The organism is Okibacterium sp. HSC-33S16, from assembly GCF_024171565.1.
Taxonomy (GTDB): domain Bacteria; phylum Actinomycetota; class Actinomycetes; order Actinomycetales; family Microbacteriaceae; genus Mycetocola_A.
Genome location: NZ_JALJZZ010000001.1, coordinates 892683 through 915004, shown reverse-complemented (window position 1 = coordinate 915004; position 22322 = coordinate 892683). Strand labels below are relative to the sequence as shown.

The 22322-nt window shown below is 63.5% G+C and carries 20 protein-coding genes; 7 read left to right on the top strand and 13 right to left on the bottom strand.

Annotated elements, in window-relative coordinates; all coding sequences use genetic code 11:
- Positions 1-65: 65 nt before the first annotated feature.
- From L1277_RS04420 to zapE, 5 genes are all read right to left on the bottom strand, one after another.
- Positions 66-1220: a ScyD/ScyE family protein gene (locus L1277_RS04420; protein WP_253375110.1), complete on the bottom strand. Its 1155-nt coding sequence runs from the start codon at positions 1218-1220 to the stop codon at positions 66-68.
- A 145-nt stretch (positions 1221-1365) separates the two neighbouring features.
- Positions 1366-2070: an endonuclease/exonuclease/phosphatase family protein gene (locus tag L1277_RS04415; protein ID WP_253375285.1), complete on the bottom strand. Its 705-nt coding sequence runs from the start codon at positions 2068-2070 to the stop codon at positions 1366-1368.
- A 196-nt stretch (positions 2071-2266) separates the two neighbouring features.
- Entirely contained in the window at positions 2267-2647 is a 381-nt protein-coding gene (locus tag L1277_RS04410) for a type II toxin-antitoxin system PemK/MazF family toxin (protein ID WP_253375109.1), read from the bottom strand.
- 135 nt (positions 2648-2782) lie between these two features.
- Positions 2783-4015 (bottom strand): ammonium transporter, encoded by a 1233-nt coding sequence (locus L1277_RS04405; protein ID WP_253375108.1) that lies wholly within the window; start codon positions 4013-4015, stop codon positions 2783-2785.
- Between the two features lie 166 nt (positions 4016-4181).
- Positions 4182-5222, bottom strand: coding sequence for a cell division protein ZapE (gene zapE / locus L1277_RS04400; RefSeq protein WP_253375107.1), 1041 nt, complete (start codon positions 5220-5222; stop codon positions 4182-4184).
- Between the two features lie 146 nt (positions 5223-5368).
- On the opposite strand from zapE, the gene L1277_RS04395 reads away from it, so the two are divergent.
- Together L1277_RS04395 and L1277_RS04390 are read left to right on the top strand one after the other, a co-directional pair.
- On the top strand, positions 5369-6289 hold the full coding sequence (locus L1277_RS04395; RefSeq protein WP_253375284.1) for a sulfurtransferase: 921 nt from the start codon (positions 5369-5371) through the stop codon (positions 6287-6289).
- Positions 6282-6719, top strand: coding sequence for a SufE family protein (locus L1277_RS04390; protein ID WP_253375106.1), 438 nt, complete (start codon positions 6282-6284; stop codon positions 6717-6719). Before L1277_RS04395 ends, L1277_RS04390 begins: the two co-directional genes overlap by 8 nt.
- A gap of 6 nt (positions 6720-6725) precedes the next feature.
- Here L1277_RS04390 and L1277_RS04385 read toward each other — a convergent pair whose 3' ends face one another.
- Entirely contained in the window at positions 6726-7859 is a 1134-nt protein-coding gene (locus tag L1277_RS04385; protein WP_253375105.1) for a S9 family peptidase, read from the bottom strand.
- 85 nt (positions 7860-7944) lie between these two features.
- On the opposite strand from L1277_RS04385, the gene L1277_RS04380 reads away from it, so the two are divergent.
- The 4 genes from L1277_RS04380 (at position 7945) to L1277_RS04365 (ending at position 13144) form a co-directional block, all read left to right on the top strand.
- The gene (locus L1277_RS04380; protein WP_253375104.1) at positions 7945-8541 is read left to right on the top strand and encodes a DUF3000 domain-containing protein; all 597 of its coding nucleotides are present in this window, start codon (positions 7945-7947) and stop codon (positions 8539-8541) included.
- Entirely contained in the window at positions 8534-9733 is a 1200-nt protein-coding gene (locus tag L1277_RS04375) for an HRDC domain-containing protein (protein WP_253375103.1), read from the top strand. Before L1277_RS04380 ends, L1277_RS04375 begins: the two co-directional genes overlap by 8 nt.
- 73 nt (positions 9734-9806) lie before the next feature.
- Entirely contained in the window at positions 9807-11003 is a 1197-nt protein-coding gene (locus L1277_RS04370; protein ID WP_253375102.1) for a thiolase family protein, read from the top strand.
- A 5-nt stretch (positions 11004-11008) separates the two neighbouring features.
- Complete coding sequence (locus tag L1277_RS04365) at positions 11009-13144, top strand: 3-hydroxyacyl-CoA dehydrogenase NAD-binding domain-containing protein (protein WP_253375101.1); 2136 nt, start codon at positions 11009-11011, stop codon at positions 13142-13144.
- Positions 13145-13205: 61 nt separating this feature from the next.
- Here L1277_RS04365 and L1277_RS04360 read toward each other — a convergent pair whose 3' ends face one another.
- The 6 genes from L1277_RS04360 to dut all read right to left on the bottom strand — a co-directional run bounded on the left by L1277_RS04360 (position 13206) and on the right by dut (position 21429).
- Positions 13206-14378, bottom strand: a complete 1173-nt coding sequence (locus tag L1277_RS04360) for a N(5)-(carboxyethyl)ornithine synthase (RefSeq protein ID WP_253375100.1) — start codon at positions 14376-14378, stop codon at positions 13206-13208.
- Between the two features lie 69 nt (positions 14379-14447).
- The gene (dxs, locus tag L1277_RS04355) at positions 14448-16403 is read right to left on the bottom strand and encodes a 1-deoxy-D-xylulose-5-phosphate synthase (protein WP_253375099.1); all 1956 of its coding nucleotides are present in this window, start codon (positions 16401-16403) and stop codon (positions 14448-14450) included.
- 127 nt (positions 16404-16530) lie between these two features.
- The gene (gene acnA / locus L1277_RS04350; RefSeq protein WP_253375098.1) at positions 16531-19341 is read right to left on the bottom strand and encodes an aconitate hydratase AcnA; all 2811 of its coding nucleotides are present in this window, start codon (positions 19339-19341) and stop codon (positions 16531-16533) included.
- 161 nt (positions 19342-19502) lie between these two features.
- Positions 19503-20267, bottom strand: a complete 765-nt coding sequence (locus L1277_RS04345) for a DUF3159 domain-containing protein (protein WP_253375097.1) — start codon at positions 20265-20267, stop codon at positions 19503-19505.
- On the bottom strand, positions 20267-20890 hold the full coding sequence (locus L1277_RS04340; protein WP_374110164.1) for a DUF3710 domain-containing protein: 624 nt from the start codon (positions 20888-20890) through the stop codon (positions 20267-20269). Before L1277_RS04340 ends, L1277_RS04345 begins: the two co-directional genes overlap by 1 nt.
- An 80-nt stretch (positions 20891-20970) precedes the next feature.
- Entirely contained in the window at positions 20971-21429 is a 459-nt protein-coding gene (gene dut / locus L1277_RS04335; RefSeq protein WP_253375095.1) for a dUTP diphosphatase, read from the bottom strand.
- Positions 21430-21467: 38 nt separating this feature from the next.
- On the opposite strand from dut, the gene L1277_RS04330 reads away from it, so the two are divergent.
- Positions 21468-21929, top strand: a complete 462-nt coding sequence (locus tag L1277_RS04330; protein WP_253375094.1) for a DUF3093 domain-containing protein — start codon at positions 21468-21470, stop codon at positions 21927-21929.
- Here L1277_RS04330 and L1277_RS04325 read toward each other — a convergent pair.
- The gene (locus L1277_RS04325) at positions 21926-22219 is read right to left on the bottom strand and encodes a DUF4193 domain-containing protein (protein ID WP_121658897.1); all 294 of its coding nucleotides are present in this window, start codon (positions 22217-22219) and stop codon (positions 21926-21928) included. The two genes, L1277_RS04330 and L1277_RS04325, sit on opposite strands and share 4 nt — an antisense overlap.
- Positions 22220-22322: the final 103 nt, after the last annotated feature.

Genomic DNA, 22322 nt, shown 5'->3' with positions numbered 1-22322 from the left:
AAAAGCGAGAGGGCCGCCCCGAGACGTTGATACGCCCGGTGCGGCCCTCAGAGGGCATCACATGCTCAGCCCAGATACTTCTTCAGGAGAGGGCTCGACACCGTTACCTTCGTGAGCTTGCCGATCGGTTGGGGAGCGCCCATTTCGTCCGGAACGAATGCGTCCCTTGTGACGTAAATGCTGGTGCCCACCAGTTCGATCGTTGCGGGCGACGTCACCGGCAATGCCGCGACTGGCTTGCCACCCCACGGAAGCACCACCGAAACCTGGCCGGTTCCTCGAGGGCCACCGAACAGCTCAGTGACAAAGATCGCACCGGTCTGTTGCGACACCGCAAGATCAGTCGAGCCAACGAAGCCGGTAGCGACGGTACGAAGCTGCCCGGTCGAGGGGTTCACTTTGACGACGGACCCGCGCATGCCCAGACTTGCGTCTTCCGGGCCGCCGGGAAGCGACGTGACATAGAGCCAGCCGTCGGGGCCTACCTCAACATCGGTCGGAACACCCTCGAAGCGATAGGAACTGCCCACAGAACAGGCTGGGAACCCAAACTCAGTGGCGATTGCCGCCGTTACGGTGGTTGGCGCGGTGGGAGGCAGGACAGCGGTTGTCGTCACTGATCCGTCATACCCAACGCGCAGGATGGCATTCGCACCTGCATCGGCGACATAGACGCCAGCGGCCGTGGCAACTGAGGCGTACGGGTGGGTGTCAACGATACCGGTGTATACCGGCGGCCCGATTGGACTTGCCGGATCAAACTGGTCGAGACAGGACTGCGGAAGGCCAACGAATCCGTAGGTGTTGGAGGCGTCGGGGTTGGTTGTGTTCTCGTGAGCCCAGAGATCCGCAACTTGAACGGGTGCACCCTGTCCGGTCACACTCATCAGGAACGCATTTGAGTGGTCTTGAGCGAGTTGAGCGTAGTAGACGGTTCCGTTTCGAGTGGATACCGCGCTGATCTCCTCCCCCGGCGCGCTCGCGACGGTGGATGTGGTTTTGTCCGGGTTCACCCGCGTGAGAACGCCGATGAAGTTCTGCGTGACATAAGAGACTCCGCCGCTGTCGACGGCGAGCGAGAGCGGGCTGAACAGGCCGGTGGCCAAAGTGCTCTGCGAAATGCTGATCGGCGGTGCCGGTGCGGCTGACGCCGGCGCTGCAACGGCGGCTGTTACCAGGACGGCAGCGGCTGTCACCGCGGTGATTGCTAATTTTTTCACTTCATTACTCCCTTTGCATCTGAAATAGACCAGAGCAGCCAGAGGCCATCGCTGTGGTGACGCCGGGGCAGGAGAGTTGGGGCAGAAGAACTAACGCATCATTGCGAGTTGGTCATGAAACTGTCTCACATTTTCGAAAGCGTACTCAGGAACGTTGTTCTTGTCGAGGCTCGGCACCGGTGCTGAGATAGCTCGTCGTCACGAGGATCGGCCGGTGGTCGGACGCTCCTCGCGGAAGCGTCTTCACGTCGTCTATACCCATGTTCACGGACGTGACGAAGTCAAAGTGTCCGCGGAATATTTTGTATCTGCTGTAGGTACGCGCGTTGCTCAGCGAGAGCTCGTAGCCCATCTCCTGGATCCGTCGCCGCAAGTTGTTCTTGAAGACCGGGTAATTGAAGTCCCCGACCATCACCGTTGGAACTCCGGCCGCAAGCGATCCAAGCTCTCGGTGAGCCGTCGAGATCTGCTTGCGTCGCAGCGAATTAGGAGCGGTGAGTGGTGCGGCGTGGAAGGACGCGATGAGAATTTCCCGGTCCGCCTCCTTGTCATACAGCCGAGACGCGATGAGCCTCTCATTCGCTGGCGAAAACAGGCGGTCGTGCATGGACTTCTTGAGTTCGAAAGCCGTTGTGTCGCCGATGGTGAAACGCTCGTCGTTGACATATATCGCGAGCCCCAGGCGGTTTGCTTTTGTCGCGTCGGCGAGCCGCAGATGCCCGACCGTCTCAGGCAGGAGCACAGCGTCTGCTTCCTGCAGGCAGAGGACATCCACGTCGTACAGGCGCTCGATGTCAACGAGTTCGGCACTGGCAGCGTGCTTTCGAAGGTTGTAACTGACGATTCTGATGAGCTGTCCCCCGGGTCAGGCGAAAGTGCGGATGCATAATTGTAGTGAAGCTAGCTCTTGAGTTTGCACCGAATCAGCGCCAGCCATAGACGTTCCGAAGCACGGCTGCGACGCGCTCGTATGCCGACCGGTCGATAGCAGCCGCCTCGCGACGCATCCCGGAGGGGTAGATACGAAATACCCGGGCGACGTTGACTCAGCTGGAGCGCCCCCGCGTATCCCACGGTCCGCTGCCGATGGGAACGTAGTCCGGTGAATCATCGTGGTGTTTCGATGTCAGTTGGACCGCCAGACGCGCTCCACCAGGCTCCTCGGCAACGATGAGCACCGGTCGGTCTTTACCTCGGCCGTCGCGCTCTTCAAACGGGACCCAGGTCCAGACGATCTCGCCGGGGTCGGGATCACCGTCGGTGGACGGAACATACGTCATGCGGACCGGACCGATCGTGGCTGGGTCGACCTCAACCGTCCCAGCTTCGCCGAATCGCCCGGGCTCATCCGAATGACGAACAGCAGAGGAGCCTCGCGTGGTCAGGGACGACAACACGGAACGGATAATGGTGCCGAACCTCGTCATGGAGCCTCCTCACACCGTCGCGGTGCGGGTGCACCTTTTGGCCCATCGTAACCACCGGAGTGTTGCGTGCGGACAAGCGAAACGGGATGCCACCATACGGTGGCATCCCGATTGCGTGACGCGAAGCGCGGGAGGTTAGACGACCTCGAGGGCGTATCCCTCTTCGCCGTGGACGCTCGTGTCGACTCCGGCGATCTCGTCTTCGTTCTTCACCCGGAAGCCCAATGTCTTCTGGATGGCAAGGCCAACGACGAATGCGATCACGAAGGAGTAGAGAAGGACGGCAGCTGCCGCGATCACCTGGACGACGAGCTGCTCGAACCCGCCACCGAGGAAGAGTCCGGTTTCGGTGGCGAAGAAGCCGAGGAACAGGGTTCCGACCAGACCGCCGACGAGGTGGATGCCCACAACATCGAGCGAGTCATCGAAGCCGAGCTTGAACTTCAGTTCGACGGCCAGGGCGCAAACCGCTCCGGTGAGAACGCCGAGGACCAGAGCCCAACCCGGGGTGAGGTTCGCACAGGCCGGCGTGATGGCGACGAGGCCAGCGACAGCGCCCGATGCGGCTCCGACGCTCGTAGCCTTGCCATCCTTGAACTTCTCAATGATCAGCCAGCCGATGATGGCCGCTGCCGTTGCCCCCAAGGTGTTGACGACGATGAGGCCGACGTTCTCGAGTCCGTTGAGCCATTCAGCACCGGCGTTGAATCCGAACCAACCGAACCAGAGGATGGACGCTCCGAGGAGCGTGAGCGGAACGTTGTGGGGCTTCTGAATGCCCTTCTGGAAGCCGACACGCTTACCGAGGACCAGGGCGAGGGCAAGTGCGGCTGCACCAGCGTTGATGTGGACCGCAGTTCCGCCGGCGTAGTCGATGACCGCGATGCCGGCGTCTTCCCCGAAGAGCGTCGTGCCGAGGTTCATGATCCAGCCGCCGCCCCAGACCCAGGCCGCGATCGGGAAGTAACCGATGGTCGCGAAGATGCCCGCGAAGATCATCCACGAACCGAATTTGGCGCGGTCGGCGATCGCTCCGGAGATCAGTGCGACGGTGATGATCGCGAATGTGGCTCCGTAGGTGGCGCCGAGGAGGTCGGTGTTGCCTGACTCACCCTGCGACAGGGCGGTGAGCCCGAAGTCGGAGAAGGGGTTGCCGGCGAACGCTGTGGGGCTTGCGACGGCGCTCATATTGAATCCGTAGAGGATCCACAGCACGCTGATGAGGCCGAGCGCCCCGAAGCTCATCATCATCATGCTGATGACGCTCTTCGCTTTGACGAGGCCGCCGTAGAAGAATGCGACTCCGGGGGTCATCACCAGTACGAGCGCTGTCGCTGTGATCCCCCAGGCAATGCTGCCGGTGTCCATATCGTGTCCTTAGTTCTCTCGAGTGCATCGGGCTGACCGAGACTGACGCGCTGGGCGCTTGTCGGTATGGAATCAGCATGCGCTTCGGAGATTTCCGACGCGGTGCATTCGATGTTTCAGGACTGTTACGAGCCGTCTAGCTGTGTAAATAGCGTGTTACGCGGCGCTAGGAACCCCGTGTCAGCGCAATCATGCGGGACATCGCCCGCAGGTACTTCTTGCGGTAGCCACCCGAGAGCATGTCACCACCGAACACCTCATCGAGCGGGAGTCCGGTGGCGTAGATCGGGATCTGGGCGTCGTAGACGCGGTCGATGAACGCCACCAGCCGCAGCGCTTCGGTTTGCGACTGCAACTCGTGCACGTCGCGCAGTCCGATGGCGTCGATGCCCGCGAGCAGTTTGATGTACCGCGACGGGTGCACACCGGCCAGGTGCTCGATCACGGTGTCGAAGGTGTCCTCCGAGACCGTTTGACCCGAATCGATTGCCGTGCTGATGCGGACGTCGTACGCGCTCTCGTCGAGTGCCTCGGCGTGCCCTTCCATCGAGCGTCGTCGGTAGTCCTCGCCGTCGATTCGTAGCGTAGTGAAGTGGTCGGCCATCGCGTGAATCTCGCGCAGGAAGTCGGCCGCGGCGAATCGGCCTTCGCCGAGCGCGTTGGGGGGTGTATTTGAGGTGGCTGCGATGCGGGTTCCCGATGCAACGAGCTCGGTCAGCAGGCGGGTCATCATCATGGTGTCGCCCGGGTCGTCCAACTCGAATTCGTCGATGCAGAGCAGAGTTGACCCGCGGAGCGACTCAACGGCGTTCGCATAGCCGAGCGCCCCGACCAACGCGGTGTACTCAATGAAGGTGCCGAAATACTTGCGCGGACCGGGAGCGGCGTGCCAGAGAGCGGCGAGCAGGTGCGTCTTTCCGACACCGAATCCGCCGTCAAGGTACACACCGGGTTTCACGTCTGGCGCCTTCTTCCTGCGACCGAAGAACCCGCCAGATGATTTCGTCACGCCCCAACTGCCGGCGAAGGCACTCAACAGCTCGACGGCCTCCTGCTGGGAGGCGAACGCGGCGTCGGGGCGGTAGCTGTCGAAGCTGGCATCCGCGAATTGACGGGGCGGCGTCAAACTGGCGGCAATTTCGGCACCGGTAGTTTCTGGATTGCGGTCAGCGATGCTGACGCGAGCAGAAGACGTGGAGTTTGTCATGGGAGAATACCTCGTGTGTCGAAGTCTTACGGCGCCAAAGACTTCAGCCGCAATCGTGCGTAAATTCGCTCAGGGAGCCGAGTTTCCAGCCTAATCCCCCGCGTGGCGCGCCCGGAACGCCGCGGGTCATCTACCGGAGGTACCTCATTACTGTCGAACACGACTCGTCGAGCTCAAAGTTTGCGTCGTACGCCCACCCCGAGCGCCTGGTCACTGCTGACTGGCTCGAAGAGCACCTGGGTTCGCCCGGACTCGTCGTCGTTGAATCTGACGAAGACGTTCTGCTCTACGAGATCGGCCACATTCCCGGGTCGGTCAAGATCGACTGGCACACCGACCTCAACGACCCGGTGCAGCGCGATTACATCGACGGCGCCGCGTTCGCCGAACTGCTGAGTGGCAAGGGCATCGCCCGCGACGACACCGTCGTCATCTACGGAGACAAGAACAACTGGTGGGCCGCTTACGCCCTCTGGGTGTTCACTCTGTTCGGGCACGCCGACGTGCGGCTGCTCGACGGCGGGCGTGACAAGTGGATCTCCGATGAGCGTCCGCTGACAACGGATGCCACGGTGCGGCCTCGAACCGAATATCCAGTCGTCGAGAGAGACGACTCTGTCGTTCGCGCGTATAAGGAAGACGTGCTCGCGCACCTCGGCAAGCCGTTGATCGACGTCCGTTCCCCCGAGGAATACAGCGGCGAACGCACAACGGCTCCCGCCTATCCCGAAGAAGGAGCGCTTCGCGCTGGCCACATTCCGACCGCCAAGAACGTGCCCTGGTCGCAGGCTGTCGCTGCTGACGGCACCTTCAAACCGCTCGAGGACCTGAACTCCGTGTACCGCGACGGCGCCGGCCTGACCGACGGTGACGAGGTCGTGGCATACTGCCGAATCGGTGAACGCTCTAGCCACACCTGGTTCGTTCTGCACCACCTGCTCGGTTTCGAGAACGTGCGCAACTACGACGGCTCCTGGACCGAGTGGGGCAGCGCCGTGCGCGTGCCCATTGCCGTGGGCACCGAACCCGGCGACCTGGCCTCCCGAGGCGGATCTCACCATGACTGACAGCGCACTGCCCGACCAAGTGGCCGAGATCCGCGACGACTTCCTCGAACTCGATGAGAAGTTGCGGCTCCAGCTCCTTCTCGAGTTCTCTCAGGAATTACCCGACTTGCCCGCGAAGTATGCCGACTCCCCCGAGTTACTCGAGCGGGTCGTCGAGTGCCAGTCACCGGTGTACATCTTTGTCGACGTCGAGTCCGATCGGGTGCACCTGCACGCGACCGCACCCCGCGAATCGCCGACAACGCGCGGCTTCGCGAGCATTCTGGCCCAAGCCGTCGAAGGGTTGAGTCCGGCCGCGGTGCTGGCCATCCCCGACGACTTCCCGCAGATGCTCGGACTCTCCAAGGTCGTGTCGCCGTTGCGGCTCAACGGCATGAACGGAATGCTGCGACGCACGAAACGCCAGCTGACTGAGCGCCTCGCCGGATAGCGCCGGTCAGTTGCCGGCGAGCCAGTCGCGGATCGCCGTGGTCCAGCGCGGCTCATCGAAGTTCCAGAGCTTCGTGTGCCGGGCCGTGCGGAACGGCACGAAGGTTGCCAGGTCACTGCGGCGAATCGCGAGCTCACGCGCGGCGTCGGCGGGAACGAACCCGTCGTCGTCGCTGTGCAGCACCAGCATGGGTTTGGTCAGCTCTCCCGACCGTTCGACCATGTCGAGCGCCGTGAAGTTGACCACCGTGTCGAGACCGGTCAGCGATTTGCCCCAGCCGTTGCTGATCGCCGCGATGGCTGCACGGCGCACGAACACCGGAATCCTGCCGGCGTCCGCTTGAAACTCGAGCACACTCCCCCAGTCGACGACGGCCGACTCGAGGATGATCCCGGTGATCCGGTCGGCCAGCGCCGATCGGAGTGACGTCTGAAGCGAAATGGCTCCGCCCATCGACCAGCCCATCAGGACGATTGAAGTTGCCCCGTGTGCGGTCGCGAACTCGATCGCGGCCTCAACGTCCTGCCACTCAGTGTCGCCCAGCCCGTAGAGTCCGTCGGCGCTCGGCGGTGCGTCGCCATCATTCCGGTAGGAGATCAAGAGGCTCGTGCATCCGGCGTCGTGCAGGACCGGCACTGAACGCAGGCACTCGCTGCGGGTGGTTCCTCGACCATGCACTCCGATGACCCAGCGGCCCGAATCCTCGTCGGCCGGAAACAGCCAGGCGGGCGCAGGCCCCGGCGTCGTCTCAATGACCGTCTCGCTGAACGGCAGACCAAGTTGCTCGGGCCGCGAGTAGTACCACCCGCTGAACGTCGCCGGCCCCGCGTCCGGAAGCCCGACCAGCTCGCTCGTCGGCGTGTCCAACACCCGGGTCACCGTTGAGGCGTCCTGGTCCACAATCGGCCCCAGTTGGAGGTAACGGTCGTCTGCGCCGAACCAGAGTCCATATCGACCCGGAAGCGAAGTGTCGGGGGTCCGGCTCAGAGTAACGGTGCCGTCCGCACGGTTGAGCGCACGCACATCGGTATCCTGCGCCCGCTTTTTCGCCGGCGTCACCACGCGGCGTGCAACAGCAGAGACGAAGAAAACGGATGCTGTCGCTACCGTCACCACAAAACCTGCGGCTGCGTATGACACCCGTAGCGCCTGTTGTCGGGGTCGTGTGGCCGGCTCGACGGCGTGGCTGTGTCGTTTCATTGGCAAGTAACTCTAGTCTGCAATCGTGGCTGACAGACCAACAGACGCGGAGCTCCCAGCGCCGTTCGCGCGCGCACTGGCCTCCGTCCGCGACGCTCGGGCGCGTACCGAACTGAGCGTGCATGAGATTCCGGCTCCCGGAAACCTCGCGCCGTTCGCGGTGGCCCTCGCTGCCGACGTGACTCCGACCCGGCACGGTGCAGACTCAGAGCTCGGCACTGGCCGGTTCATCCTGCTCTACGACCCCGCCGAACCGGAGGCCTGGGGTGGCCCATTCCGGATCGTCTGTTTTGCCCAGGCGCCACTGGAAACCGAGATCGGGCTCGACCCGTTCCTCGCCGAGGTGGCCTGGTCGTGGCTCGTGGACGCGCTCAACGCACGAGGCGCGAAGTACGCAGCCCCATCGGGTACTGCCACCAAGATTCTCTCGACCGGGTTCGGCGAACTGGCCCAACAGCCTGACGGCGCCCAGATCGAGTTGAGGGCGTCGTGGACGCCCCTCGAAGACGACGTGTCATCGCACGTCGAAGGCTGGGGTGAGCTGCTGTGCATGCTCGCCGGGCTTCCGCCAACAACCGAAGGTGTAACCCTGTTATCAACCCGCAGGACGGCACGTGACTGACCGTTCCGTTATCGATACCGAGGCCGACTACCTCGACGCCATCACCCAGATTCAGAACGGACACGGCCCGATCGCCGTCGACGCTGAACGCGCAAGCGGATACCGTTACTCGCAACGGGCGTACCTGATTCAGATCTTCCGGCGCGGAGCAGGGGTGTTTCTCTTTGACCCGCCAGCCATCGGTCGGTTCGACGCCCTCAACGACGTCATTCGCGACGAGGAGTGGATCATCCACGCGGCCAGCCAGGATTTGGCCTGCCTGCGCGAGGTCGGACTGGACCCCACACGGGTTTTCGACACCGAACTGGCTGGTCGCCTGCTCGGCTTGTCCCGGGTTGGACTCGGCGCGGTGGTCGAGGAACTTCTCGGCATTCACCTCGCCAAGGAGCATTCCGCGGCCGACTGGTCGACCCGACCGCTGCCCGAATCGTGGCTCGAGTACGCCGCCCTCGATGTTGAGCTCCTCGTCGACGTGCGCGACAAACTCGCCGACATGATCGTCGATTCGGGTAAGGAACGGATCGCGGCCGAGGAGTTTGAAGCCACCCGGCTGCGTCAGCCCAAGGTCAACCGGCAGGATCCGTGGCGTCGTCTCTCCGGTCTGCACGGTGTTCGCGGTGCCCGCAGCCTCGCCGTTGCACGGGAATTATGGCTGGCCCGCGACGCGCTGGCGCGGGCACGCGACATCGCACCCGGCCGGTTGGTTCCGGACGCATCGCTCGTCGCAGTCGTCAAAGCGCAGCCCCGGTCGAGTGCAGCACTCGCCGCCATGCGGGATTTCAAGGGCCGTGCAAGCCGCACCGATCTGGACGTGTGGTGGAACGCCGTTGAACGCGGCCTCACCACCGACGATCTTCCACCCCTTCGCCCGGCAGCCAGCGACACCCTTCCACCGGCGCGGAGCTGGTCGGAGCGCAACCCCGAGGCTGACGCCCGGCTGAAGGCAGCACGGACCGCTCTGACCACCACGGCCGAGTCGCTCTCACTTCCCCTCGAGAACCTCCTGACGCCCGAGACGCTCCGTCGTGTCGCATGGACTCCACCGGAGCCGCTCAGCACCGCGGCGATGGGTGACGCACTGCGCGATCTCGGTGCACGGGCGTGGCAAATTGAAGCTACTGCACAGACGATCGTGGATGCCTTTGTAGAAGGTAACCAAGCGGCATCCGATCTGGAGAAAAACGACTCGTAGGAAGAGTCAAAGGATGCGGCGGCGATTTTTGCCGCTCCTAGGATCGACACGTATCCGATGATTGGGAGGCAAAGTGGCCGAAATAGCTGACGTCTTTTTTGTTGATGGAGTGCGGACCCCCTTCGGTCGCGCCGGACAAAAAGGCATGTACTGGAACACCCGCGCAGACGATCTGGTCGTCAAGGCAATGATCGGGCTGCTCGAGCGCAACCCTGACGTTCCCAAGGACCGCATCGACGAGGTCGCCATTGCGGCGACGACGCAGCAGGGTGACCAGGGACTCACGCTTGGCCGCACCACGGCGCTCCTCGCCGGCCTGCCGCAGTCGGTGCCCGGCTATGCCATCGACCGCATGTGCGCCGGCGCGATGACCGCGGTAACCCAGGTCGGCAGCGCGATTGGTTTCGGGGCGTACGACTTCGCGATCGCTGGTGGTGTTGAGCACATGGGTCGCCACCCGCTCGGCGCCGACGCAGACCCGAACCCGCGTTTCCTGACCGAAAAGCTCGTTTCGGCCGACGCCCTCGACATGGGAAAGACGGCGGAACGCATCCACGACCGCTTCCCGCACCTCACCAAGGAGCGGGCAGACCGCTTCGGTATGCGCAGCCAGCACAAGCTGCAGGCCGCATACGACGCAGGCAAGATCCAGCCGGACCTCATTCCGGTCGCTATCAAGAGCGAGGCGGGCTGGGGCCTTGCGACCCGCGACGAAGGAACCCGTCCCGAGACGACCATGGAGGGACTCGCGAACCTCAAGACTCCGTTCCGTCCCCACGGCCGGGTCACGGCAGGCACCGCCTCTCCGCTCACCGACGGAGCGACCGTGAGCCTCCTGGCCGGTGGATCCGCCGTCAAGGAATTCGGACTGAAGCCCAAGATGCGCATGGTGAGCTTCGCGTTTGCCGGAGTGGAGCCGGAGATCATGGGCATCGGCCCCGTCCCCTCGACCGAAAAGGCGCTGCGGAAGGCCGGGCTGACGATCGATGACATCGGGCTATTCGAGCTCAACGAAGCGTTCGCCATCCAGGTCCTCTCCCTGCTCGACCACTTTGGAATCGACGATGACGACCCACGCGTCAACCAGTGGGGCGGAGCCATTGCGGTCGGCCACCCGCTCGCGGCGTCCGGCGTGCGGCTCATGAACCAGCTGGCAGCGCAGTTCGCTGAACGCCCGGACGTGCGCTACGGCCTCACCGCGATGTGCGTTGGCCTCGGCCAGGGCGGAAGCGTTATCTGGGAAAACCCGAACTGGAAGGGAAAGAAGTAACCGCGATGACCGATTACTCCACTCTCGATTTCTCCCCTCTCGTCGACATGAGCGTCGATGAGGTCGTCACTCACTCCTTCGTCCGTGATGTGCCCCTCCCCGACGGTCGGGTCATCGCGCTGATCACGCTCGACAACGGCCGTGACCACACGCGGCCGAACACCTTTGGTCCGGTTACCCTGCTGGAGCTCGGCTCTGTCCTCGACGGGCAGAAGGAACGAGCGGCCCGCAAGGAGATCGACGCGGTTGCTGTCACCGGCAAGCCGTTCATTCTGGCCGCAGGTGCTGACCTCAGCAAGGTGAGCGAAGTGACGTCGCGCGAATCGGCGGTTCTCCTCGGCCAGCTCGGGCACTTCGTCTTCAACAAGCTCAATGAGCTCGGTGTGCCATCGTTCGTCTTCATCAACGGCCTGGCGCTCGGAGGCGGTCTCGAAATCGGCCTCCACGCGACCTACCGTACGATCGACGCCTCGGCACCCGCCATCGCGCTTCCGGAGGTCTTCCTCGGCCTTATCCCCGGTTGGGGCGGCGCATATCTGCTCCCGAACCTCATCGGCATTGAGAACGCGCTGAAGGTTGTCGTTGAGAATCCGCTCAAGATGAACCGGATGCTCAAAGGCCCCGACGCGTTCGAGCTCGGCATTGCCGACGCTATGTTCCCGGCAGCCACCTTCCTCGAAGATTCGCTTCGCTGGGCCGGCTCGGTCCTCAGTGGCGCCACGAAGGTGAGTCGTAAGAACCAGCCCGGCAAGGTCGAGCGGCTCGTCAAGTGGGACGCGGCCATCGGCATCGCCCGCAAGATGCTCGAGTCGAAGATCGGTACCGTCCCCCGCGCGCCGTATCTCGCGCTCGACCTGCTCAAGGCAGCAAAGAGCGGAACACGGGCGGAAGGCTTCGAGCGTGAGGACGTCGCCCTCGCCGAACTCTCGACCGGCGACCAGTTCCACGCGAGCAACTATGCGTTCAACCTTGTGCAGCGTCGCGCCAAGCGCCCGGCCGGAGCGCCAGACAAGGCCCTCGCACAGAAAGTCACCAAGATCGGTGTGATTGGTGCCGGTCTCATGGCGAGCCAGTTTGCACTGCTCTTTGTGCGTCGCCTGCAGGTCCCGGTTGTCATCACCGACCTTGATCAGGGTCGGGTCGACAAGGGCCTCGAGTACATTCGCGGTGAGATCGCCAGCCTCCTCGCCAAGAAGCGCATCTCCCCCGACGAGTCCAACCGACTGAATGCTCTCATCTCGGGCACAACGGACAAGCGCGACTTCGCCGACTGCGACTGGGTCATCGAGGCCGTGTTCGAGGAACTCGGTGTGAAGCAGGACGTCTTCGCCGACGTGGAGCAGTACATCTCCGAGACCGCGATCCTTGCCACCAACACCTCGTCCCTCTCGGTCGAGGACATCGGCGCGAAGCTCGCCCACCCGGAGCGGCTCGTCGGATTCCACTTCTTCAACCCCGTCGCGGTCATGCCGCTCATCGAGGTGGTCAAGACCCCGAAGACGACAGACGAAGCACTCGCGACGGCCATGTCCACCGCGAAGAACCTGCGCAAGAACGCCGTGATCACCCGAAACACCCCAGGGTTCGTGGTCAACCGTGTGCTCGCCAAGGTTCTCGGCGAGGCGATGTTCGCTGTCGACTCCGGCACGAGCTTCGCCACGGTCGATGAGGCCCTCGCTCCCCTGGGACTGCCAATGCCGCCGTCGCAGTTGCTCGACCTGGTCGGCCTCAAGGTCGGCGCGCACGTGCTCGACACCCACCACGCCGCGTTCCCTGAGCGGTTCTACCGCAGCGAGAACCTGCACAAGCTCGCCGAGTACGGCACCCTTCTCGAGAAGGATGCCAAGGGCAAGGTGAAGGGCTTCGATAAGGGAGCCCTGAAGATCGTCTCCGGCGGGAAGGATCCTTTGACGGCGGATGTCATTTTGCGCCGTCTCGAGGACGGCCTGGCCGATGAAATCCACCGGATGCTCGAAGATCACGTGGTTGAAGCACCGGAAGACATCGACCTGTGCATGATCCTCGGCGCGGGCTGGCCGTTCCACATGGGCGGCGTGACGCCGTACCTCGATCGCACCGGGGCCAGCGAACGTGTCTTTGGAGGCACCTTCCATGACCCACAGATCCGTGGCATCCGGTAGTCAGAAGTAACGACGGAACGCCCAGCCATATCGGCTGGGCGTTCTGTCGTGTGAGGGCGTTTTAGGACGGATGCGGGTAGTCGGCCGCGCGATGCTGGAAGGCGAGGATCGCCGGGTTCTGGATGACACCGTCCCTGATCTCAACAGCGCGGCGGATCGTTTCGTTCTGGTCGTCATCGGTTGGCCCGTCCATTACCGTGCGGAGAAACGGAATGAGCGCCTCGCTGATTTCCCACGTCGCCGAGTTCCACAACAGGGACGGCGTGTGGTCGACCGCGTAGTAGCTGATGTGATCGCCGACGGTCTTCAGCGGGCCGTCGAACGTGGTCATCGCAGCCCATTCAAAGCCCATTCCCTCGTCACAGGAGACGTCAACGATGAGGCTGCCCGGAACGAACAGGGCCAAATCAGCTGTTCGCAGGTAGAGCGCCGGGTTGTTGGGGTCCTGGAGCGTGCAGTTCACGACGATGTCGTGCTGGGCAAGGAAGTCGGCGAGCGGTTTGCTCCCCTCCTCGGTCAGAACCGCTGACGGCGACGAACCGGAGTCGTCCTGGTCGAACTGCACGATGGTGGCCGAGTGGATCGGAGCGTTCACCGCCGCCCGGTCCCGGCTCGTCAGCACGGTGACGTCGTGCACACCGAGCGCGTTGAGAGCGGTCACCGCCCCTCGTGCAGTCGCTCCGAAACCGATCACAACCGCGTCGAGCCGTCGCCCGTAGTCACCCGTGGACCCGGTCAGTTCGAGAGCGTGAAGCACGGCGGCATACCCGGCGAGCTCATTGTTCTTGTGGAAGACGTGGAGAGCGAAGCTGCCTTCCTTGCTCCAGTGGTTCATCGCTTCGAAGGCGATGAGGGTCAGCCGCCGGTCGATCGCCACCTGGGTAAGTCCCCGATCCTGCACGCAGTGTGGCCAGCCCCACAGCGTCTGGCCTTCGTGAAGTTCGGTGAGGTCGGCGGCCCGTGGTTTCGGGAGGAGCACGATGTCGGCGCGCTCGAGAACGTCCGCCCGCGGAACGACCCCCGCAACCAACTCCCGCAACCTGTCGTCTGAAACGCCGAACCGCTCGCCGTATCCCGACTCGAGAACGATCCGAGCGCGCAGGTCGTCATCGATCCGTTCAAAGTGCAGCGGATGGATGGGAAGGCGTCGCTCGTGCTTCTTGCGTGACGTCGCCAAAATTCCCAGAGTGGGAGCATCGGTTCCGGACGCTGCGTGATCTGACCTCTCGGTCATGAGTCTCCTTAGAGCGAGAACACCGTTGCGCTCGCTCTCGAAGACTACGCCACCCGGATGGCGCTGGGCCTAAGCCTGCTCGCCGCCCGAACGGTGTTCTGCCGGCTCGCGATCCTCGTCCGACGGGACCGGACGGGCAACCGGAATTCGGCTGCCGAGAACCTGAGCCACGACGTCGCGGGCGATCTGCTGGCCAGTGAGGCCCGCGTCACTCATAATCTGCTCGCGGGTCGCGTGTGCGATGAAGGAGTCTGGCAGCCCCAGCTCGTCAACGGCCGTATCCACTCCTGCGCTCCGCAGGTCTTGACGGATGCGCGTGCCGATTCCGCCGACGCGGATGCCGTCTTCGATCGAGATGACGAGGCGGTGGGTACGGGCCAGTTCGATGACGCTCGTCGGTACCGGCACGACCCACCGCGGGTCGATGACGGTCGCTCCGATGCCCTGGGCTTCGAGGCGGCGAGCTACATCGAGCCCGATCTCGGCCATCGGACCGACCGTGACGATGAGAACGTCAGGCTTCGCGCTCTCGTAGAGCACATCGACGTTGTCTGCCGTTCGGCGGAGAGCCGGGATCGTCGGGAGAACGTTGCCTTTGGGGAAGCGCAAGACGGTTGGGGCGTCGTCTACGGCGACGGCTTCCGCGAGCTCCTCCTGCAGGCGTTCGGCGTCACGCGGTGCGGCAAGACGGATGCCGGGGACCAGCTGAAGAATTGCGAGGTCCCAGATTCCATGGTGCGAGGGGCCGTCAGGGCCGGTGACTCCCGCACGGTCGAGGACGAAGGTAACCCCGGCTTTGTGCAGCGCGATGTCCATGAGCACCTGGTCAAAGGCGCGGTTTATGAAGGTCGCGTAGATCGCCACGACGGGGTGCAGGCCGCCGAAGGCGAGGCCGGCTGCACTTGTGGCGGCATGCTGCTCGGCGATGCCGACGTCGTGGACGCGGTTGGGGAACCGTTCGGCGAACTTGTGCAGGCCGGTTGGGCGCAGCATGGCGGCGGTCACGCCGACGATTTTCTCATCCTGTTCAGCGAGGGAAACCAGGCTGTCGCTGAACACACCTGTCCAGGATTGGCCGCTACTCGAAGAAATGGGCTCGCCGGTGATCGGGTCGATCTTTCCGACCGCGTGGAACTGGTCAGCCTCGTCGTCGACGGCGGGAGCGTAACCCTTGCCCTTCTGGGTGATCGCGTGAACGATCACAGGGGCGCCGTAGCTCTTCGCCTGCTCGAGTGCCTCGAGCATCGCGTTGACGTCGTGTCCGTCCACAGGACCGATGTACTTGATGTCGAGATTGGAGTAGAGCGCCTCGTTGTTGCTGAACCGACTGAGGAACCCGTGTGTTCCGCCGCGCACACCGCGGTAGAGGGCACGGCCGGGCCCGCCCAGGCGGTCAAACATGCGCCGGCTCGTGAGGTAGAGGTCTTTGTAGGCCGGACGCGTGCGAACGGTGTTGAGGAACCGTGCCATGCCGCCGATTGTCGGGGCGTATGACCGGCCGTTGTCGTTGACGACAATGATGAGGCGACGGGTGTTGTCGTCGCTGATGTTGTTGAGGGCTTCCCAGGTCATCCCGCCGGTTAGCGCGCCATCGCCGACAACAGCGACGACTGAGCGGTCCAGTTGGCCGGTCATCTCGAAGGCCCGGGAGATTCCGTCCGCCCAGCTCAGGGAGCTCGACGCGTGGGAACTCTCGACAATGTCGTGGGGAGATTCGCTGCGCTGCGGGTATCCGGCGAGTCCGCCGCGCTCCCGGAGCTTCTCGAAGTCCTGGCGCCCGGTCAAAAGCTTGTGGACGTATGACTGGTGGCCGGTATCGAACACGACAGCGTCATGCGGCGAGTCGAACGTGCGGTGAATCGCGAGCGTCAGTTCAACGACGCCGAGATTGGGGCCGAGGTGTCCCCCTGTGCGCGACACCTCGCTGACCAGGAAGGTTCGAATCTCCGCGGCCAGTTGGACAAGCTGATCCTTCGAGAGGGCATCAAGGTCGCGTGGACCTCGGATCGACTCAAGAAGACCCATTCGAACTCCCTCATACCTTTGTCCGCCGACACTCGTGCAGTCGACCCGCCCCACTCTACGCGCTGCCCCTGAGCGTTTCCGGTTGGAATCGCTCAGGGGCAGCGTGAGAGCTCGTGCTCTGGTTTTGCTAGACGAGGCTCCGCAGGACGTACTGCAGGATGCCGCCGTTGCGGTAGTAGTCCGCTTCACCCGGTGTGTCGATGCGCACAACGGCGTCGAACTCGACCGGCTGCTTGCCCTCGGGCGAGTGCTCGGTCGGCTCAGCGACGACGTGAACCGTCTTCGGGGTGGTGCCCGCGTTGAGCTCCTCGAGCCCCTTGATGCTGATCGACTCGGTGCCATCGAGGCCCAGGCTTTCCCAGCTTTCGCCGGCGGGGAACTGCAGCGGGACAACGCCCATTCCGATCAGGTTCGAGCGGTGAATACGCTCGAAGCTCTCGGTGATGACGGCCTTGACCCCGAGAAGGCTGGTGCCCTTCGCTGCCCAGTCACGCGACGAACCGGAACCGTACTCCTTGCCACCGAGGATCACCAGCGGGGTGCCGGCGGCCTGGTAGTTCTGCGACGCGTCGTAGATGAACGACTCGGGCGCGTCCGGCTGCGTGAAGTCGCGGGTGTAGCCACCCTCGACGCCGTCGAGCAACTGGTTCTTGAGACGGATGTTCGCGAACGTACCGCGGATCATCACCTCGTGGTTTCCGCGACGCGAGCCGTAGGAGTTGAAGTCCTTACGCTCGATGCCGTGCTCGGTGAGGTAGCGACCAGCGGGGCTGTCGGCCTTGATGGAACCGGCGGGGCTGATGTGGTCGGTGGTCACCGAGTCGCCGAGCTTCGCGAGGACGCGAGCGCCGGTGATGTCAGCCACCGGGGTGGTCTCCATGGTCATGCCCTCGAAGTACGGAGGCTTCCGGACGTAGGTCGACTCCGGGTTCCAGTCGAAGGTGCTTCCGGCCGGTGTGGGAAGTGAACGCCAGCGCTCATCTCCTTCAAAGACGGATGCATATTCGTGCGTGAACATATCGGTGTCGATTGATCCGTCGATCGTCGCCTGAACCTCAGCGGAATCGGGCCAGATGTCCTTGAGGAAAACGTCGTTTCCGTCGCTGTCCTTGCCCAAGGCATCCGTTTCGAAATCGAAGTTCATCGATCCAGCCAGCGCGTACGCGATGACCAGGGGCGGGCTGGCCAGGTAGTTCATCTTCACGTCGGGGTTGATGCGACCCTCGAAGTTGCGGTTACCGGAGAGGACCGCCGTGACAGCGAGGTCGCTCTCGTTGATCGCGGCTGAGATTTCTTCGGCGAGAGGACCGGAGTTTCCGATACAGGTGGTGCAGCCGTATCCGACCGTGTAGAAGCCGAGGGCTTCGAGGTCATCGGTGAGCCCGGCCTTGGCGTAGTAGTCAGTGACAACCTTCGACCCGGGGGCGAGCGTGGTCTTGACCCACGGCTTGGCCTTGAGGCCCTTCTTCGCCGCGTTGCGGGCCAGCAGGCCGGCGGCGAGCATGACCGACGGGTTTGACGTGTTGGTGCAGGACGTGATGGCCGCGATGGTGACCGCGCCGTGGTCCAGCGTGAATGTCGATCCGTCGTCGAGCGTGACGTCGGTTGGCTTGGAGGCCGTCGACGGCGCGTGGCTCACGTGCGAGTGGGAGTGGTGGCTGTGCTCGCTCTCCGGAGTGTTCGAGGGCGGGTCGGATGCCGGGAACGACTCGCTGACCTCAAGGTCGACCAGGTCGTGGGTGACGTCAGCGTAGTTGTTGAGGTCGACCTCAAACTGCGACTTGGCCGCGCTGAGCTCGATACGGTCCTGCGGACGCTTCGGGCCGGCGATCGACGGGACAACCGTCGAGAGGTCGAGCTCGAGATATTCGCTGAACGAGGGCTCGACCGACGGGTCGTGCCAGAGTCCCTGGACCTTGGAGTACTCCTCGACCAGCTTGACCTGCTCTTCGCTGCGGCCGGTGAGGCGCAGGTAGTCGAGCGTGACGTCGTCGATGGGGAACATCGCTGCGGTTGAGCCAAACTCGGGGCTCATGTTTCCGATAGTGGCGCGGTTGGCGAGCGGAACCTCGGCAACACCGTCGCCGTAGAACTCGACGAACTTGCCGACAACGCCGTGCTTGCGGAGCTGCTGGGTGATGGTGAGTACGACGTCTGTTGCGGTGACACCGGTCGGGATCGAGCCGGACAGCTTGAAGCCGACGACCTTCGGGATGAGCATCGACACTGGCTGGCCGAGCATGGCCGCCTCTGCCTCAATGCCGCCGACGCCCCAGCCGAGCACACCAAGTCCGTTGACCATGGTCGTGTGCGAGTCGGTTCCAACCAGCGTGTCCGGGTAGGCCTGGAGGGCTCCGTTGACGGTGCGGGTGTATGTGACGCGCGCCAGGTACTCGATGTTGACCTGGTGCACGATGCCGGTTCCCGGCGGGACGACCTTGAAGTCTTCGAAGGCGGTCTGGCCCCAGCGGAGGAACTGGTAACGCTCCCCGTTGCGCTCGTACTCGATTTCGACGTTGCGCTCGAGTGCGTCTTCGGTGCCGAAGAGGTCGGCGATCACCGAGTGGTCGATGACCAGCTCGGCCGGCGCGAGCGGGTTGATCTTGGTCGGGTCTCCCCCGAGCTCGGCGACGGCTTCACGCATGGTCGCGAGGTCAACGATGCAGGGCACACCGGTGAAGTCCTGCATGACGACGCGGGCCGGTGTGAACTGAATCTCGGTGTCGGGCTCGGCAGCCGGGTTCCAGTTGCCGAGGGTGCGAATTTGCTCAGCCGTGACGTTCTTTCCGTCTTCGGTGCGGAGCAGGTTCTCGAGGAGGACCTTGAGGCTGAACGGCAGCTTCTCGTAGCCCTGGACGGTGTCGAGACGGAAGATCTCGTAGTCGGTGCCACCGACTGTGAGTGTGTTCTTCGCCCCGAAGCTATTAACGGTAGACACGTTGCCTTCTCCTTCGTTGGCACAGGCACTGACACGATCGCCTGCCTTGGGTCAATCTTGGGTTCCCCAACGGCAGATTTTCTAGCAAGGTTTGCCTAACTATGAGGCATCGCCGGAGGGGGCGCCTGTGACCAATTTATCTTGATGTCGAGATAACTCTATCAGGAGGCGGCGGGACTTTTTCGGTACAACGCGCGCACGACGAGCCACGTCAGTATGAGGAGGGGCGCGTAGAGCGGAAGTCCCATGAACAGTTTCGTGGCTGCGAGCCATTCCACGTTGCCCGCGTAGTACAACGGCAGCTGCACGGCCAGCCGGGCGATGAACATCCCGGCCCAGCAGAGCGTCAGAACAACGAAGGTCCGGCGTTTCGCGCCGTCCTTCTTCCACGCTGTTGAGTCGCTCATGAGGTAGCCGGCGATGACACCGATGAGCGGCCAGCGCACGAGCACGGAGGCGAGGAGAACAGCCGCGTAGGCGCCGTTGGTGACAAAGCCCAGAACGAAGTTGTCTTCCGGTCGCCCGGTGACGAGGGCGAGAATCGCTGAGGCAACAGCACCGATGAGCCCACCAATGGCACTGGCTACCGGGGTCTTCTGAATAAGCCGGGCGACGGTGAGTATCGCGGCGACACCGACGGATACCGCCAGAGAAATAACGAGATCCGTGGTGAGGGTGTATGCCACCAGGAAGAGCAGCCCGGGCAGGACAGCTTCAATAATGCCGCGGATGCCACCCATCGCTTCCAAGATGACGTGACCGTTCGGCCGGTCCGCTTGTGCCAGGGCGTTGAGCCCCGATTTGCGTGCAGCATCAGCGATGGCGGCGCCAACGACCGCGGACGTCTCCGGCTCGGGTCTCGGGGACGCGGCGTTTGGCGCTGTTTCGGCGGAGCCGACTGGCGCCTCGTCCGGCAGCTCCGCCATTAGTCCGTGGGAGCCGCGGTTGGCGGCATCACCAGGGGAATGAGGTCACGCGGGGGCATTGGCGCCGAACCGCGCACCACAACGACGCTGCGGAACAGGTCTTCGACCTGGGCGGCGGCCTCATCATTGGTCGCAGCTTCTCCGGCAATCACGCCGCGGAGGAACCACCGGGGACCGTCGACACCGACGAAGCGCGCCACGCGGGTGCCAGCCGATCCGTCTGAACCGGATACGACGGGGACTTCAGCGAGCAGCTCGGGTCCGAAGACGCCATCGCGCTCGGTGACGGTTCCGCCCTGGCGAGCGATCTGCTCCTGGATCTGCTCACGGGTCTCGTGCCACAGCCCGGTGCTCCGCGGTGCCGCGAACGGCTGGATCTGGAGTGTCGAGCCGGCATAGTCGAGCCCGACGGCAACGATGCGTTTAGTGCTCTCCTCCACCTCAAGCCGGAGGTTAAGTCCTTCACGCGGGAGGATCTTCACTCCGCCGAGGTCAATGTACGGACGGACCGGGTTCGCTTCTGACTCGTCGAACGGTCCCTCGGTCGCGCGGTCATCGGGGGCAGACTTCGAAATGTCGAGGACGTCTGCGTCCTCAACGTCGGTAGCGACGACATCCGTCACTCCCGTGGTTGGCGACACGGCGGCCGACTCATCGGTGGCGTCAGCCTGAACCTCAGCGGCGGTGTCCTTTTTCTTCTTACTCATACCTGAGCTCCTGTCTGAATCGTGTCGTAGCCGGTCGAGCCGAATCCGTTGGCGCCGCGAAGACTCCCGGGAAGGGTTTCGACCGGCACGAATCGTGCTTTCGAGACGGGCATAACTATCATCTGGGCGATCCTGTCGCCCGCTGAGATTGAGTAGGCCTCGGTGCTGTCCGTGTTGAGCAGCGTCACCCGGATCTCACCCCTGTAGCCGGCGTCTACGGTGCCGGGCGAGTTCACAATGGTGATGCCGTGCTTGGACGCGAGGCCTGAGCGCGGAACGACGAAGGCGACAAACCCGTCGGGAAGTGCGATCGATACGCCGGTGCCGACCATGGCCCGCTGCCCGGGCTGCAAGGTCAGGTCTTCAGTAGACTTGAGATCAGCGCCCGCATCGCCTGGGTGGGCATACACGGGCAGTTCCGGGGCGACAATGAGTACGTCTACGCTTTCGGTCACGTGTCGAGGGTAGTGCAGAAGTCTGGATGAGAAGAGACATGGCCGAATATCGCGAACGTTTGTGGCCAGCCACCTGGATCCTGATAGCGTCAGCGCTCGTCATCCCTGCGAGCCTGCTTGTGCTTGCTCCGCTTTCCGTCCTCGCCGGTGCGCTGACCGGCATCGTGTTGTACGCGGGTTGCGTGGCGTTGTTCATCTACGGCGCCCCTGTCCTCGCCGTTCAGGACGGAGAGCTGTCCGCCGGCCGGGCTCGAATTCCGGTGTCCCTGATCGGTGACGTTGTCCCGTTCGACGGTGACGAGGCTGCTCTGGAACGCGGCCAACGATTGAACGTCACCGCATTTTTGGTCATTCGTGGCGGCATCCGCGGTGTCGTCAAGGTTGGTATCGCTGACCCTGCGGATCCAACACCGTACTGGCTCCTGTCAACACGTCATCCAACAGAACTGGCCGCTGCGATCTTGCGATCGCAACGGCCAGATGTTCCCGTCGAGAATTAGGCTGCGCACTCCAGGCAGACCGGTCCGAGCTTCGATTCGTGATCGATCTGTGAGCGGTGCTTCACGAGGAAGCACTCAACGCAGGTGAACTCGTCGGCCTGCGGAGGCAGAACGACGACGTCAAGATCGAGGTCCGAAAGGTCGGCACCCGGCAGGTCAAAACCGCCGGGGTTGTCGGCGTCTTCGTCGCCGACAGATCCAGACAGTTTGTCTGGCACGCGCTCCTTGAGGGCCTCAATCGACTCTGAATCGTCGTCGGTCTTCCTGGGGGCGTCGTAATCCGTTGCCATGTCTATCCACTTCTTGTGTTGTCTTCCGATCGCTTTCGGCGGCCACAGTTTGCATCAATCTCGATCGAATAGCAAACCGGGTTATCGCTTCAAGATGCGACAC